The sequence below is a fragment of the Pseudomonas sp. GOM7 genome (genome assembly GCF_026723825.1).
GTDB lineage: Bacteria > Pseudomonadota > Gammaproteobacteria > Pseudomonadales > Pseudomonadaceae > Aquipseudomonas.
Genome location: NZ_CP113519.1, coordinates 1,213,089 through 1,227,091 on the forward strand (window position 1 = coordinate 1,213,089; position 14,003 = coordinate 1,227,091).

The 14,003-nt window shown below is 65.8% G+C and carries 15 protein-coding genes; 7 read left to right on the forward strand and 8 right to left on the reverse strand.

The window, feature by feature from the left end; translation table 11 throughout:
• Positions 1–37: 37 nt before the first annotated feature.
• Positions 38–601, forward strand: a complete 564-nt coding sequence (locus OU800_RS05495) for a lipocalin-like domain-containing protein (RefSeq protein WP_268181822.1) — start codon at positions 38–40, stop codon at positions 599–601.
• A 9-nt stretch (positions 602–610) separates the two neighbouring features.
• Here OU800_RS05495 and OU800_RS05500 read toward each other — a convergent pair whose 3' ends face one another.
• On the reverse strand, positions 611–1,213 hold the full coding sequence (locus tag OU800_RS05500; protein WP_268181824.1) for a LysE/ArgO family amino acid transporter: 603 nt from the start codon (positions 1,211–1,213) through the stop codon (positions 611–613).
• Positions 1,213–1,626 carry an ACT domain-containing protein gene (locus OU800_RS05505; RefSeq protein ID WP_268181826.1) on the reverse strand — a complete coding sequence of 138 codons (414 nt, stop codon included), beginning with the start codon at positions 1,624–1,626 and terminating at the stop codon, positions 1,213–1,215. The genes OU800_RS05500 and OU800_RS05505 overlap by 1 nt, the downstream gene beginning before the upstream one ends.
• Before the next feature lie 94 nt (positions 1,627–1,720).
• On the opposite strand from OU800_RS05505, the gene OU800_RS05510 reads away from it, so the two are divergent.
• Positions 1,721–2,614: a LysR family transcriptional regulator ArgP gene (locus tag OU800_RS05510; RefSeq protein WP_268181828.1), complete on the forward strand. Its 894-nt coding sequence runs from the start codon at positions 1,721–1,723 to the stop codon at positions 2,612–2,614.
• A gap of 35 nt (positions 2,615–2,649) precedes the next feature.
• Positions 2,650–3,648 carry an NAD-dependent epimerase/dehydratase family protein gene (locus OU800_RS05515; RefSeq protein WP_268181829.1) on the forward strand — a complete coding sequence of 333 codons (999 nt, stop codon included), beginning with the start codon at positions 2,650–2,652 and terminating at the stop codon, positions 3,646–3,648.
• Here OU800_RS05515 and OU800_RS05520 read toward each other — a convergent pair.
• Positions 3,639–3,926 carry a hypothetical protein gene (locus tag OU800_RS05520; protein ID WP_268184200.1) on the reverse strand — a complete coding sequence of 96 codons (288 nt, stop codon included), beginning with the start codon at positions 3,924–3,926 and terminating at the stop codon, positions 3,639–3,641. The genes OU800_RS05515 and OU800_RS05520 overlap by 10 nt on opposite strands.
• A gap of 348 nt (positions 3,927–4,274) precedes the next feature.
• On the opposite strand from OU800_RS05520, the gene OU800_RS05525 reads away from it, so the two are divergent.
• Complete coding sequence (locus OU800_RS05525; protein WP_268181830.1) at positions 4,275–5,123, forward strand: ATPase; 849 nt, start codon at positions 4,275–4,277, stop codon at positions 5,121–5,123.
• A gap of 158 nt (positions 5,124–5,281) precedes the next feature.
• Here OU800_RS05525 and OU800_RS05530 read toward each other — a convergent pair whose 3' ends face one another.
• Complete coding sequence (locus tag OU800_RS05530) at positions 5,282–6,331, reverse strand: alkene reductase (protein WP_268181831.1); 1,050 nt, start codon at positions 6,329–6,331, stop codon at positions 5,282–5,284.
• A gap of 28 nt (positions 6,332–6,359) precedes the next feature.
• Complete coding sequence (locus tag OU800_RS05535) at positions 6,360–6,662, reverse strand: ArsR/SmtB family transcription factor (RefSeq protein ID WP_268184202.1); 303 nt, start codon at positions 6,660–6,662, stop codon at positions 6,360–6,362.
• A 126-nt stretch (positions 6,663–6,788) separates the two neighbouring features.
• On the opposite strand from OU800_RS05535, the gene OU800_RS05540 reads away from it, so the two are divergent.
• A complete protein-coding gene (locus OU800_RS05540) occupies positions 6,789–7,376 on the forward strand; it encodes an acyl carrier protein phosphodiesterase (protein ID WP_268181832.1) in 588 nt (195 codons plus the stop codon).
• Between the two features lie 188 nt (positions 7,377–7,564).
• Here OU800_RS05540 and OU800_RS05545 read toward each other — a convergent pair whose 3' ends face one another.
• On the reverse strand, positions 7,565–10,282 hold the full coding sequence (locus tag OU800_RS05545) for a cation-transporting P-type ATPase (RefSeq protein ID WP_268181833.1): 2,718 nt from the start codon (positions 10,280–10,282) through the stop codon (positions 7,565–7,567).
• A 146-nt stretch (positions 10,283–10,428) separates the two neighbouring features.
• Between OU800_RS05545 and OU800_RS05550 the strand changes: the two genes are divergently transcribed.
• Entirely contained in the window at positions 10,429–11,277 is an 849-nt protein-coding gene (locus OU800_RS05550; protein ID WP_268181835.1) for a universal stress protein, read from the forward strand.
• Between the two features lie 64 nt (positions 11,278–11,341).
• On the opposite strand, the gene OU800_RS05555 is transcribed toward OU800_RS05550, so the two are convergent.
• Both OU800_RS05555 and olsB read right to left on the reverse strand, forming a co-directional pair.
• A complete protein-coding gene (locus tag OU800_RS05555; protein WP_268181837.1) occupies positions 11,342–12,124 on the reverse strand; it encodes a lysophospholipid acyltransferase family protein in 783 nt (260 codons plus the stop codon).
• Between the two features lie 82 nt (positions 12,125–12,206).
• Positions 12,207–12,938, reverse strand: a complete 732-nt coding sequence (gene olsB / locus OU800_RS05560) for an L-ornithine N(alpha)-acyltransferase (RefSeq protein WP_268181839.1) — start codon at positions 12,936–12,938, stop codon at positions 12,207–12,209.
• Positions 12,939–13,100: 162 nt separating this feature from the next.
• Here olsB and OU800_RS05565 point away from each other — a divergent pair, with 162 nt between their 5' ends.
• Entirely contained in the window at positions 13,101–13,991 is an 891-nt protein-coding gene (locus OU800_RS05565; protein WP_268181841.1) for an acyl-CoA dehydrogenase family protein, read from the forward strand.
• Positions 13,992–14,003 lie beyond the last annotated feature (12 nt).

The following is a 14,003-nucleotide window of genomic DNA, read 5'->3' on the forward strand; positions in this document are numbered from 1 at the left end:
CTCTTACCCTCGGCATGACCTACACAGGAGATTGCCGATGAAGATTGAGCCGAACGCACGAACCTCATCCAGGCCAGGCCTGATTTACAGAGCCAGCATGCTGTCACGGACGGCATGGGTGGCCGGCTTGCTGATCCTTTCTCTGACGGCCACGGCCAGCGAACGTGCGGCCGATGCAGGCAATCAGGTGCTGGGCACGTGGCGTATGGTTTCCGCGACCCTGAAGGAAAATGGCAGGGTCGAGCGCCCATACGGCGAAAACCCCCAGGGCATGCTGGTATTCACCCCCGATATGCATTTCGTCGAAGTGTTGACCGATGGTGATACGCCGCGCTTTCGATCTGATGCACGCGGTGGTGGTAGTGACGAGGAGAACCGTCGCGCCATGGCTTCGAGCATCGGCTTCTTCGGCACTTACAGCGTCGACGAGCAGGGGCGGTTTGCCGGTAACCGTGTTGAGGGCGCCACCTTCCCCAATTGGATCGGCGGCATACGCACGACGAAGGAGCTGCAGCTCAGAGTCGAAGGCGAGCGGATGTACGAGACCTTTACCCGTCCGGATGGTGGGCGCTTCAGTGCCGAGTTCGTGCGGGTCAGGTAAGGCTAGGGGCTAGTCTGCAGCGAAGATCAACTGCGCTGCCACGGCGAACATCATCACCGCTACCCCCAGATCGATCAGCCGCCAGGTCAGCGGCCGGGCCAGCCAGGGCGCAAGCCACGCGGCACCGAGCGCCAGGGCGCTGAACCAGAGCAACGAGGCGCTGGCGGCACCTGCGGCATAGGCGCCGGGCTCTGGTTGCTGGGCGCCGAGCGAGCCGATCAGCAGCACCGTATCCAGATACACATGCGGGTTGAGCAGGGTCACCGCTAGGGCCGCGAGCAGCACCGCGCGCCGTGAGCGTGGCTGGCTTTCGGTTGCCTGCAAGGCTTGCGGGCGTGTGGCGCGCAGCAGCGCCTGGCTGCCGTACCAGAGCAGAAAAGCGGCGCCGCCCCATCGGGCGATGGCTAGCAGGGTAGGGCTCTGCGCCAGCAGGTTGGCCAGGCCGAACACGCCCGCGCCCACCAGTAGTGCATCGCAGAGAATGCACAGCGCCGCCACCGGCAGATGATGTTCGCGGCGCAGGCTCTGCGCCAGAACGAAGGCGTTCTGCGCGCCAATGGCCATGATCAGGCCGATGGCCACCAGCAGGCCGTTGCTGTAGCTCTGCCACATCACACAGGCTCCGGCATGGACGCTGCCGATAGGGCGCGCAGGGTGGACAGTGCCCGTTCGGCGCGCTCGATGGGCACGAAAATATGGTCGTGATGGAAGCCGGCAACCACATTGCAACTGACGCCGGCCTGCGCCAGGGCGGCGGAGAAGGAGGCCGTCAGGCCCACGGCGGCCAGCGACGAATGCACCTGCAGGGTGATCCAGGCGGCGATGTAGTCGTAACTCAGGCCATGGGCATCGGCGACTTCACGCGCCAGCACCAGGCTCAGACCTTCGCCTTCACGCAGGCTGGCGATGGGTTGCAGGGCACTGCAGTCCTGCTCGGCGGTGACGCAGCAGAATACGTACTGGCCGGGGTTGAGCTGCGGCGTCATGTTTTGCAGCAGTCGTGCGAGATGGGTTTCGCCGGACATGGCGGGCTCCTGATGAGGCGGAATGCTGGCGAGTCTGCTGCCTGTGGATGTATAAGAAAAAACAATATTGCTGATGACTCATTAGGAAAAACGATTGTTCGACTACAAGCTTCTGGCCGCGCTGGCGGCGGTGGTGGAGCAGGCTGGCTTCGAGCGGGCGGCACAGGTGCTGGGGCTGTCACAGTCGGCGGTGTCGCAGCGCATCAAGCTGCTCGAGGCGCGGGTCGGCCAGCCGGTGCTGGTGCGCGCCACGCCGCCTGCACCTACCGACATAGGCCGGCGCCTGCTCAACCATGTGCAGCAGGTGCGCTTGCTCGAACGCGACCTGCAGGGGCAGGTGCCGGGGCTGGACGAGCAGGCCGCACCCGAGCGCTTGCGCATCGCCCTCAACGCCGACAGCCTGGCCACCTGGTGGGCAGCGGCGGTCGCCGGATTCTGCGCCGAGCAACGTTTGCTGCTGGAGCTGGTGGTGGAGGATCAGGAAGTCGGCCTCAAACGCATGCGTGCTGGCGAGGTGGCCGGTTGCGTGTGCGCCGCCGAGCGTCCGGTGGCGGGGGCGCGCAGCCTGCCACTGGGGGCGATGCGCTACCTGGCCGTGGCCAGCCCGGCCTTCATCGCTCGGCACTTTGCAGGCGGTGTCACGGCTGAGGCTCTGGCGCGCGCGCCGGCCATCGTCTATGGCCCGGACGATCAGTTGCAGCACCGCTACCTGGCCAGCCTGGGGGTGACGGGCAGCTTCGTCCACCACCTGTGCCCGTCTTCGGAAGGCTTCGTGCGCCTGACCGAAAGCGGCCTGGGCTGGGGGCTGGTGCCGCAGTTGCAGGTGGCGGCGGAGCTGGCCGGCGGTGCGCTGGTGGAGCTGCTGCCTGGACACATCATCGACGTGCCGCTGTACTGGCATCACTGGCGTAACGGCGGTGAGTTGCTGGCCGGCTTGACCGAGCATCTGCGCCGAGCGAGCGCTGGCGCACTGGTGCCGGTAGCCTGAGCATGGCAGGGGCACAACGAGATACAGGGGGACGGATGAAGATTCTGGTCACCGGCGCGAGCGGCTTCATCGGCGGGCGTTTCGCTCGCTTCGCTCTGGAGCAGGGCTTCGCGGTGCGCGTCAACGGGCGCCGTGCCGAGGGTGTGCAGCATCTGCTCAGCCGGGGTGCCGAGTTCATCCAGGGCGATCTGGCCGATGCCGAGCTGGTGCAGCACCTGTGCGAGGGTGTCGAGGCCGTGGTGCATTGCGCCGGCGCAGTCGGGGTGTGGGGCGACTACGCGTATTTTCACCGGGGCAACGTCACGCTCACCGAGCATGTGGTCGATGCCTGCCTGAAACAGAAGGTGCGGCGCCTGGTGCATCTGTCGTCGCCGTCGATCTATTTCGACGGGCGTGCCCATGTCGGTGTGCGGGAGGAGCAACTGCCACGGAGGTTCTCCGATCATTACGGGCGCACCAAGTACCTGGCCGAGCAACGGGTGTTCGCCGCCCAGCGCGAGGGGCTGGAGGTGATCGCCCTGCGTCCGCGCTTCGTCACCGGGGCGGGGGACACCAGCATCTTTCCACGGCTGATCGCCATGCAGCGCAAGGGGCGCCTGGCAATCATCGGCAATGGCCTGAACAAGGTCGACTTCACCAGCGTGCACAACCTCAACGCCGCGCTGCTCAGCGCGCTCAGGGTCGAGGGCGCCGCGCTGGGCAAACCCTACAACATCAGCAACGGCGAGCCGGTGCCGCTGTGGGACGTGGTCAATTACGTGCTGCGCCGGCTCGAGCTGCCGCCGGTCACCCGGCACCTGCCATTCGGCCTGGCCTACGGCGTGGCGGCAATCAACGAGAGTATCTGTCGCGTGCTACCCGGTAGGCCGGAACCGAGCCTGTTTCGCCTGGGCGTGGCGGTGATGGCGAGGGATTTTTCCCTCGACATCGGCCGCGCTCGCGAGTACCTCGACTACCAGCCGCAGGTGAGCCTGTGGCAGGCCCTGGATGAGTTCTGCGCCTGGTGGCAAGCGCAAACGCGGGCTCAGGCGTAGATACGCTGGCCGCGATAGATGCGTACCGAACCGCTGGGGCTGTCGGCTACGAGTTGCACTACCTGTTCGGGCTTGGGCGCCAGGTACTGTGGCTGATCGGAGAGTTGCGCCAGGCGTTGGCCCAGGCTGCGGATTTCTTCGTCGGTGGATTTCAAGCTGCCGTCGAGCAGGGCGTTGATCGCATCGACCTGGCTCAGGCGGATATCGATGGCCTGCTCCTCGCGCAAGCGGCGACGCAGGGTTTTCATGCAGTCGAGAATTTCCTTGTTCAGTTCCATTACCACTACCCCCTTTGCTTGAAGGGTCACGGGGCAGGCGTCCGTCGCCTTCCGTAACCGAACCAGCCTGGCGTCCAGCGGCTGGGAATGCATCTGTGTGCAATGCAGAACTCTCGTGCCGTCTGCTGGCTGTTTGCGACGCGCCCATGGCGCGTTCACGACAACTCAAAAAGCAAAGTGCGTACCAGTTCAAATTTTGCGGAACTGCTGGCCTGCAGCCAGGGTCGATGGCCGTGTCGCGCCCTTCGTCGGTGCGTTGCGCACCTGCTTGGCGCGACGCTGAAGGCATGATGGCGAATCGGTATACTGCGCGGCATTTCCTTACCCGTTCCAACCATAGGTTCAACCATGCGCAACGATGCCAACGATGAGCTCGACAACCTGCCCAGCCTGACACCTGAGCGCCGTGAGGAATTCGCCGAACCCGTGGACGAACCTGCACCGCGCCCGCTGCGTGCCGCCAGCGGCAAGGCTCCGGTGGCCAAAGGGGCCAGCACTGGCCCGCTGTGGGCTCTGGTTGGCGCGCTGAGCATCGCCCTGGCCGGTCTGGGCTGGTGGAGCCTGCAACAGATCACCCTGATGGAGCAGCGTCTGGTGGCCACTCAGGAGAGCTTCGCGCGCATCAGCGAAGAGGCTGCTGGGCGTATTCAGGACATCTCCGGCAAGGTGGTGGCCACCGAGTCGAACGTCACCAGTGACAGCGAGGCGCTCAAGCTGCAGGTCAAGCAACTGCAGGGGCAACTGGCCGAGCTGAACAAGCAGCAGCAACAGGGCGCCACGGCCCAGGCTGCGCTGGACAAGCGCGTCGAGCAACTGGGCGCGGAACTCAAGAGCGGTGTCGGTGCCAGCGCCGAACTGGACAAGCGCTTGCAGGCCCTGAGTAGCGAGCAGGCGGCGCTCAAGGCCGCGCAGAGCGACGCCAAGGCGACCCAGGCCGAGCTGGCCAAGCTCGATACGCGCATCAAGAGCCTCAGTGGTGATATCGACAAGCTGAAGAAGCAGGGCGATCAGAGCCAGGCCATTCGCAGCCTGGAGCAGGATCTGCTGGTGCTGCGCAGCGAACTGGACAACCGCCCGGCTGCCAACGCAGGCCCGGACACCGCCGAGTTCGATGCCTTCCGCGCGCAGGTCACGCGCAACATCAACACCCTGCAGAGCCAGGTGCGGAATCTGCAGCAACAGATCGACGCGCGCTGAGCCAGACGTCGGATGAACGAACGCCCCGCATTGCGGGGCGTTCTTTTATGGGGCGCGGCTAAAGTCCCTTCCACAGGCTGAGGCGTAGGGGGCGCTGGCGCACAGACATTGCTCGTCTCGCCCGGTTGGTGCGCGCAGCGCACCCTACGTCAGTTCCATCACAGGCGCGGGTAGTCGATATAGCCGACCGGGCCGGAACCATAGAAGGTTTCCGGGTGCGGCTCGTTCAGCGCAGCGTCCTGCTCCAGGCGTGCCGGCAGATCCGGGTTGGCGATGAAGGGGATGCCGAAGGCCACGGCATCGGCCTTGCCCTCGGCCAGCCAGGCATTGGCCTGATCCTTGGTGAAGCGCTCGTTGGCGATGAACACGCCACCGAACTCCTTCTTCAGTTGCGGTACCAGGCTGTCGTCGCCGGCCTTCTCGCGGGCGCAGATGAAGGCGATGCCACGCTTGCCCAGTTCGCGAGCCACGTAGCCGAAGGTCTCGGCGCGGTTGGCATCGCCCATGTCATGGGCATCGGCGCGTGGCGCCAGGTGCACGCCGACGCGGCCGGCACCCCAGACCGAGATGGCCGCATCGGTGACCTCCAGCAGCAGACGAGCGCGGTTCTCGACGCTGCCACCATATTGGTCGGTGCGCTGGTTGGTGCTGCTCTGCAGGAACTGGTCGAGCAGGTAGCCGTTGGCGCCGTGGATTTCCACGCCGTCGAAACCGGCAGCCTTGGCGTTCTCGGCGCCCTGGCGGTAGGCCTCGACGATCTCGGCGATCTCTTCGGTTTCCAGCGCGCGCGGGGTGACGAATTCCTTCATCGGGCGCACCAGGCTGACGTGGCCGGCTGGCTGGATGGCGCTCGGCGCCACCGGCAGTTCACCGTTGAGGTAGATGGGGTCGGAGATGCGCCCGACGTGCCAGAGCTGCAGGACGATCTTGCCGCCATTGGCATGCACGGCCTGGGTGACGTTGCTCCAGCCACGGATCTGCTCGTCCGACCAGATGCCGGGGGTATTCGGGTAGCCAACGCCCATCGGCGTGACGGCGGTGGCCTCGCTGATGATCAGGCCGGCCGAGGCGCGCTGCACGTAGTACTCGGCCATCAGCGCGTTGGGCACGCGGCCTTCGTCGGCGCGGCAGCGGGTCAGCGGCGCCATGATGATGCGGTTGTTCAGTTGCAGATCGCCGATCTGAATAGGGTCGAACAGGGTAGGCATGGTGAATCCTCCGGTTGTAGCTTCAGGTTCAGAGTTGCTGGCCGAGACGCTCGACGAAGGCCTGGATCAAGTCGTCGTTGCGTTTGAAGAAGTGCCACTGACCGACCTTGCGGCTGGTCACCAGGCCGGCGCGTTGCAGAGTCGTCAAATGGGCGGAAACGGTGGACTGCGACAGCCCGGTGCGCTGGTAGATCTTGCCGGCGCACACGCCGATCTCCAGCGGATGATCCTGCTCGGGGAAGTTGCGCTCGGGCTCCTTCAACCAGTCGAGGATGTCGCGGCGTACCGGGTGGGCGAGTGCCTTGATGATGGCGTCGAGGTCGATATCCATGGTGCGTTCGTCGTGTTTCGTCATGGGGCGAACCATATATCGTCTCTGAGCGATATACAGATCGTTTGTTCCGATACTCGTCATCAACGATTTCGATTCCAGCCCTGCTGCGAGTAAGCTCGACGCATGAACTATCTGGCTCATCTGCACCTGGGCGGTGACGCCCGGGCACAACTGCTCGGCAGCCTGTATGGCGACTTCGTCAAGGGGCCGCTGGACGGGCGTTGGCCGAGGGACATCGAAGCGGCCATCCGTCTGCATCGGCGTATCGATGCCTTTACCGACAGTCACCCCTTGCAGGCCCGTGCGCGGGCGCGTTTTCCCCTTGAGCGGCGGCGCATGGCCGGCATGCTGCTGGATCTGTTCTTCGACCATTGCCTGGCCCGCGACTGGGCCGCCTATGCCGCGCAGCCGCTGGAGCATTTCACCGATCGGGTGTACCGGGTGCTGGCCGCCGAGCCGGCCTTGCCGGGGCGCCTGGCGCTGATGGCGCCACGCATGGCAGCGCAGGATTGGCTGGGCAGTTATCGCGAGTTCGCGGTGCTGGAACAGGTGATTGCCGGCATGCAGCGGCGCCTGTCGCGGCCGCACCTGCTCGACGGCAGCCTGGCCGAGCTGGAGCGCTTGTACGCGCCGCTCAGCGAGGATTTCCGCGCCTTCTATCCCGAACTGATGGCCTTCGCCGAGGCCCAGCTAGCTGGTATGAAACCGTAGCCCGGATGCAATCCGGGAATGCCTGAGTGGTGGTGCGCGTGGCGCACCCTACGGGTGTTTCCCTGCATCCGTAGGGTGCGCTGTGCGCACCAGGAATATCGCCGCTGAAGTGCCTCCCACAGGGGGGCGGGCACCGTGGGAGGGGCTTTAGCTGCGACGACCACCGCTGCAGCCTTCCCACCCCTGTTTCAGGCCGCCTGCGGATGTAATCGATAACGCCGTACCAGCCATTTCTCCAGTTCTATCGTGCAGAACATCACCAGGCCTGCCAGCAACACCCGTAGCCATTCTTCCAGCGTCATGCCAACCGAGCCGAACACGCGCTGCAACGGCGCCGCATAGGTGAACAACAGTTGCAGCAGCATGCAGATGACGATGGTCAGCAGCACGGCGCGATTGCCCAGCAGGCCGTCGCGGCTGATTACCGAAGCGAACAGGCTGCGGCTGTTGAACAGGAAGAAGATTTCGCACATCACCACGGCGTTGACCGCGATGGTACGGGCGCTTTCCAGGCTGTTGCCGTGTTGCAGTTCCCAGAGAAACAGGCCGATACCGGCGCCGGCGATCAGCACCGAAACCATCGCGATGCGCCAGACGAAGAAGGCCGACAGCAAGGGCTCGCTCGGCGCCCGCGGGGTGCGCTTCATCAACCCGCGTTCGCTGGGCTCGAAGGCCAGCGCCAGGCCCAGGGTGCTGGAGGTGACCATATTGATCCACAGCACCTGCGCTGGGGTCAGCGGCAGCACCACTTGAAACAGGATGGCGAAGATCACGATCAACGCCTGGCCGCCGTTGGTAGGCAGGGCGAAAAGGATGAATTTCTTCAGGTTGTCGTAGATCGCCCGACCTTCGCGCACGGCGCCGGTGATGGTGGCGAAGTTGTCGTCGGCCAGCACCACTTCGGCGGCTTCCTTGGCCGCCTCGGTGCCCTTCAGGCCCATGGCCACGCCGACGTCGGCGCGCTTCAACGCTGGCGCGTCGTTGACCCCGTCGCCAGTCATCGCCACTACCTCGCCGCTGCACTGCATGGCCTGTACCAGGCGCAACTTGTGTTCGGGGCTGGCGCGGGCGAATACCTCGACGCCGGGCAGTACTTCGCGCAGACGGCGGTCGTCTAGCAGCTCCAGTTCGGCGCCGGTCAGCGCCGGCAGGTCGATGCCGATGCCCAGTTGCGCACCGATGGCGCGGGCGGTTTCGGCATGGTCGCCGGTGATCATCTTCACCCGGATGCCGGCACGTTGGCATTCGGCCACGGCGGCGATGGCCTCTGCACGTGGCGGATCGATGATGCCGACCAGTGCCAGCAGGGTCAGGCCGCTTTCCACGTCAGCGAAGTTGAGGTTGCGTTGCTCGGCTGCTGCCGGTTTGCTTGCCAGGGCCAGCAGACGCAGGCCTCGGGCAGCCAGGTCGGTGCTCTGGCGCCGCCAGTAGTCGGCATCCAGCGCCGTGCTGCCGCCATCGGCGCTGCGCTGGCTGGTGCACATCTCCAGCACCCGCTCGGGCGCGCCCTTGAGCAGAATCAGACCGTGCCCGGCGTGGTCGTGGTGCAGGGTGGCCATGAAACGATGTTCGGACTCGAACGGAATCGCGTCGCTGCGCGGCAACTGGGCCTGCAGGGATTGGATATCGACACCACTTTTCAGCGCCAGGGTCAGCAGTGCGCCTTCGGTCGGGTCGCCATGCAGCAGCCAGTGGCCGGCGTCGTCCTGTTGCAGGCGAGCGTCGTTGCACAGTTGCGCGGCGCGGGCGATCTCCAGCAGTTCGGCATCAGGTTCGCGCAACTGGCCATTCTCGTGGAAGGCGCCTTCGGGGGCGTAGCCAACGCCCGAGACATCGAGGATGCGGCTGGCGCTAACCACGCGCTGCACGGTCATTTCGTTACGGGTCAGGGTGCCGGTCTTGTCCGAGCAGATCACCGTCACCGAGCCTAGGGTTTCCACTGCGGGCAGGCGCCGCACGATGGCGTTCTGGCCAGCCATGCGGCGCACGCCGAGGGCGAGAATCACCGTCATGATCGCCGGCAACCCTTCGGGAATGGCCGAGGCGGTCAGCGCCACCACCATCATGAACATCTCGGCCGGATCCTGGCCGTGCCAGAGGATGCCGAGGACGAAGGTGGCCAGCGCCAGGATCAGGATGATCACCGCCAACCAGCGGCTGAACTGTTCGATCTGCCGCAGTAGCGGCGTGGACAGCGCCTGCACCTGCTGCAGCATGGCGCCGATGCGACCCAGTTCGGTGTTCGCGCCGGTGGCCACCACCAGGCCGGTGGCCTGGCCGCTGCTGACCAGGGTGCCGGAGTAGGCCATGCAGCGGCGGTCGCCGAGCGCCGCGTCGGGCTGACAGTGGGCTACGGATTTTTCCACCAGCAGCGATTCGCCGGTCAGCGCCGCTTCTTCGATCAGCAGGTTCTTCACGCTGAGCAGACGCAGGTCGGCCGGCACCTTGTCGCCGGACACCAGCAGCACCACGTCGCCGGGCACCAGCCGTTCGGCATCGATTTCGCGACGCTCGCCGCCGCGCAGCACCATGGCGTGGGGCGAGAGCAGATCACGGATGGCGTCGAGCGCGTTTTCCGCCTTGCCTTCCTGGACGAAGCCGATGATCACGTTGATCAGTACGGCGGCGAGGATCACCGAGGTGTCGACCCAATGGCCGAGCAGCGCAGTGATCATGGCAGCCGCCAGCATCAGGTACAGCAGCACGTTGTGGAACTGGTAGAGCAGGCGCAGCAGCGGGCCGCGACGGGGTGGCGCTGGCAGGCGGTTGCGACCGTGCCGGTGCAGGCGGTTCTCGGCCTCGTCGTCACCGAGGCCGCTCGCGTCACTGTGCTGGGCATCGAGTGCCTGTCGTGCAGTCAATCCGTGCCAGGTGTGGTCACTATGTACAGAGGGTGAACCGGGCATGGACGCATCTCCTTCGGCGAGCCGGGGCACGGGATTTCCCGACAACCCTAGAGCGCTTTGCGACGCTGTGCCTGACCTGCATCAAGGAGTGAACCGGCAGGAGGGGCTTGAATGTAACTCGGTGTGAATCCTATGGAGGAAACGAGATGATCAAGATTCTGGTGGCGACCGATCTGTCCGAGCGCTCAGCGCACGCCGTGCAGCGCGCCGTGCAATTGATCCGGCGCCAGGGTGGTGGCGAGTGGTGCTTGCTGCACGTGATCGATGATGACGCCCCTACCGAACATGTGCAGCGCCAGGTGCAGCAGGCCGAGACGCTGTTGCAGGCCCAGGCCGAGCGCCTGGCCGAGCAGGCTGGTAGCCGTCCGCGCGTGCTGGTCAATACTGGCGAGGTGCCGTCCATGGTGGTCGAGGCCGCCCAGGGCATGGGCGCCGATCTGCTGGTGGTGGGCGCGCACCGCAAATCCGCGCTGCGTGATTTCTTCGTCGGCACCACGCTCGAGCGGGTGGTGCGCAGCAGCCATCTGCCGGTGCTGCGGGTCAATGGGCCGGTCACTCATGAGTACCGTGAAGCGCTGCTGGCTGCCGACCTGTCGCGCACGTCGCAACAGGCCTGGGCCCAGGCCCGTGACCTGGGCTTGCTGGACGAGCAGCGTTGCGCCTTGGCCAGCGCCGTCGAGCCGCTGGCCAGTGGCATGGTGATGGATGCGGGGATCAGCGCCGAGGTGCTGGAGAACCAGTGCGAGCTGCTGAGCAAGCAGTTGACCGAGCGCTTCGCCGAGGTGGGCGTGCAGTTGACGCCTGAGCGCCTGTGGGTGCGGGTGGGGTCGCCGGAGGCAGTGGTCGGTGATGCCCTGCAACGCTTCAATGCCGACTTGCTGGTGCTCGGCACCCATGCCCGCGAGGGGTTGTCGCGCTTCGTGCTGGGCAGCGTGGCCATCCGCCTGCTGGCGTCGGTGGAGGTCGATGCGCTGATCGTGCCGCCAGCTGACTGAACGGCTACGAGCTATAGACTGGAGGCTATCCAGGGATCCCTGGCAAGCCCCCGTACGCTGTGGATCAGGCGGCTTCGGCTTCGGGCACAACCACTACTGGCGTTTCGAGCTGCAGGGCGCGGGCGATCATGGCCTGGCTGTGACGGGCCAGTTCGTTACGGCTGCGTGCCTCACAGGGAACCGGTTGCAGCAGGCGGATCTCCACCTCGCAGGCCGGGCTGGAAAGCAGGCGCAGCAGGTGCGAGAGCATGTCGTCGTCGCCGATGAAGGGTGATATCGGGCAGAGCTGGCCGTCGCGCAGATAACGAATGGCCACCGGCTGCAGGGGCACGTTGCTGTCGATGGCGCTGCTCAGCAGGCGGCCATGGAAGGTGCGCAGGGCGCGGCCGTCGGTGGTGGTGCCTTCGGGGAAGATCAGCAGGTGGCGGCCTTGCTGCAGATGACGGGTGAGCTGCTGACCGACCAGGTTGCTGTCGCCCGAACCACGGCGGATGAACAGGGTGCCGGCCTTGTGCGCCAGCCAGCCGGCCACCGGCCAGGTACGCACCTCGGCCTTGGACAGGAAGGAAATCGGCTGCAGGGCGCCGAGCAGTGGGATGTCCGTCCAGGACACGTGATTGGCGACCCACAGCATCGGCCGCTCGGGCAGTTCGCCTTCGACTCGCACGCGAAACGGCAGGGCGCCACCCAGGCGGGCCAGAAACCAGCGCGTGAGACGCTGACGCAAGGGCATCAGATCGTGCCGGACGACACGTTCGCAGAGGCTGACGATGCCAGCCAGCAGCGTGCCGAAGAGGATCACCAGGGCCAGGTGGGTGAGGCGCAGGGAAAGGCGCAGTTTGGCCATCGAGGTCTCCGCTTGAGGATGAGTGACGGCATTATCCATGGATAGCGTCGTTTGGCCATTATCGGGAATATGCCGTCTGGTCTCAGACTGCGGCCTTGAAGTGGCGGGCATAGCGCGGGCAGAGTTCGTCGCGCTTGAGCAGGATGAACACGTCGGCTACCTGGAAATCCTTGTCCCAGCAGGGCTCGCCGCAGATCTTCGCGCCCAGGCGCATGTAGGCCTTGAGCAGCGGCGGCATCTCGGCGATGACGTTGCCCGGCACATCGAGCTTGGGCAGCGGGTGCTTGGGCTCGGCGCGCAGGTGTTCGGTGCACAGGTAGCGTTCGCGCAGGCGCTGCATGATGGCCTGGGCCTGGATGCCGCCGTCCTGCATGGAGATGCTGGCGCAGCCCATCAGGTAGCGGTAACCGCCTTCGTTGAGCACCTCGGCCAGTTCGCCCCAGAGCACGGCGATGGTGGCGCCATTGCGGTAGGCGGGGTCGACGCAGGTGCGGCCGATTTCCAGTACCGGCCCTTCCAGCTTGGCCAGGCCATGCAGAGCGAATTCCTCTTCGCTGTAATAGCGGCCGAGGCCGGCAGCGGCCTGGTGGTCGAGCAGGCGAGTGGTGGCGACCAGCACGCCGCTGTTCATGTCGCGCACACCGATATGGCTGCAGTGAATGTCGTAATCGTCCATGTCCAGACCCAGTTCGGCGCCGTTGAGCTTGGCGTCGAACTCCGCGCTGAATACGCGATAGCGCAATGCCTGGGCTTCCTGTAGGGCAGCGGGGCCGTGCAAGCGTTCGGCCTGCAGTCTACGAGCGGTTTGAGTCATGCCGGATCCTCCGTGTGCCGGCTGGATACTTGCAGCCGGTCGATCTTGTTGGGCAAGCTCAGGCTAGGTCGAGGCAATGTCATCACTGTGACGATTATTTGATGCTTATATGACGGTGGCCCGGATGGGCACCTCTGAAAAATCTAGGTGAGGAGGTCTGCGATGCCCTGGTCGAGCCTGTATCAGCCCAGCGAACGCCTGTCGGCCGAGCACGGCCTGGAAGACTGGTACGCCCGCCTGCTGGCGCATCTGGGCGGCACGCCGCCGCCTTTCGAGCTGGCGCTGGCGGGCGGTTTACAGGCCGCGACGCCGGGGCTGGCCTTCCTCGCCGGTTACCAGGCCGCTTTGCGCATGTTGTGGCCGGCGGCGCCGTGGACGGCCGGTGCCCTGTGCGTGACGGAAAACCGCAGCACCCGTCCGGCGGACATGAGCACGCGCATCTACGGCTTGTACATCAGCGGTCGCAAGGATTTCGTCACCGCCGCCGAATGCGCTGACTGGCTGCTGGTGGCGGCGCGCGAGGAGCAGGCCGACGAAGCGCCGCGGCTGGCCCTGGGGGTGGTGCGCCAGGGGGCGCCAGGCGTTTGCATCGAGCCGCTGCCGGCACTGCCCTTGATGCCGGATATCGGCCATGCCCGACTGCATCTGGAACAGGCGCAGAGCGAGCGTCTGGCCGGTGACGGCTGGGACGACTACGTCAAACCCTTCCGCACCCTGGAAGACGTGCACGTGCTCACAGCGGTCTGTGCCTGGTTGTTCGGTATCGGCCGCGAAAGCGGCTGGCCGGAGTCCCTGCTGCTGCGCCTGCAGGGGCTACTCGCCGGTTGCGCCGAGGTGGCGCGGCAGGCGCCCAATGCGCCCACCACCCACCTGTTGCTGGCTGGGCTGTTCGCCCAGCAGCAGGCCCTGGCCGACGAGCTGGAGGCCGCCATGGCTGCGGGGCCGGCGCATTGGGCCGAATTGTGGCAGCGCGATCAGGGCCTGCTACGCATTGCCGAGGCGGCGCGCGGCAAACGCCTGGAGAAAGCGCGGCAGATTGTCGCCGCGCGTTGACCCATATCAGTA

Coding starts and splice junctions, on each gene's coding strand:
- OU800_RS05515 (WP_268181829.1), top strand. CDS start 2,650: ATGAAGATTCTGGTCACCGGCGCGAGCGGCTTCATCGGCGGGCGTTTC.
- OU800_RS05550 (WP_268181835.1), top strand. CDS start 10,429: ATGATCAAGATTCTGGTGGCGACCGATCTGTCCGAGCGCTCAGCGCAC.
- OU800_RS05540 (WP_268181832.1), top strand. CDS start 6,789: ATGAACTATCTGGCTCATCTGCACCTGGGCGGTGACGCCCGGGCACAA.
- OU800_RS05545 (WP_268181833.1), bottom strand. CDS start 10,282: ATGCCCGGTTCACCCTCTGTACATAGTGACCACACCTGGCACGGATTG.
- olsB (WP_268181839.1), bottom strand. CDS start 12,938: ATGACTCAAACCGCTCGTAGACTGCAGGCCGAACGCTTGCACGGCCCC.
- OU800_RS05520 (WP_268184200.1), bottom strand. CDS start 3,926: ATGGAACTGAACAAGGAAATTCTCGACTGCATGAAAACCCTGCGTCGC.
- OU800_RS05505 (WP_268181826.1), bottom strand. CDS start 1,626: ATGTCCGGCGAAACCCATCTCGCACGACTGCTGCAAAACATGACGCCG.
- OU800_RS05530 (WP_268181831.1), bottom strand. CDS start 6,331: ATGCCTACCCTGTTCGACCCTATTCAGATCGGCGATCTGCAACTGAAC.
- OU800_RS05565 (WP_268181841.1), top strand. CDS start 13,101: ATGCCCTGGTCGAGCCTGTATCAGCCCAGCGAACGCCTGTCGGCCGAG.
- OU800_RS05525 (WP_268181830.1), top strand. CDS start 4,275: ATGCGCAACGATGCCAACGATGAGCTCGACAACCTGCCCAGCCTGACA.
- OU800_RS05555 (WP_268181837.1), bottom strand. CDS start 12,124: ATGGCCAAACTGCGCCTTTCCCTGCGCCTCACCCACCTGGCCCTGGTG.
- OU800_RS05500 (WP_268181824.1), bottom strand. CDS start 1,213: ATGTGGCAGAGCTACAGCAACGGCCTGCTGGTGGCCATCGGCCTGATC.
- OU800_RS05495 (WP_268181822.1), top strand. CDS start 38: ATGAAGATTGAGCCGAACGCACGAACCTCATCCAGGCCAGGCCTGATT.
- OU800_RS05535 (WP_268184202.1), bottom strand. CDS start 6,662: ATGGATATCGACCTCGACGCCATCATCAAGGCACTCGCCCACCCGGTA.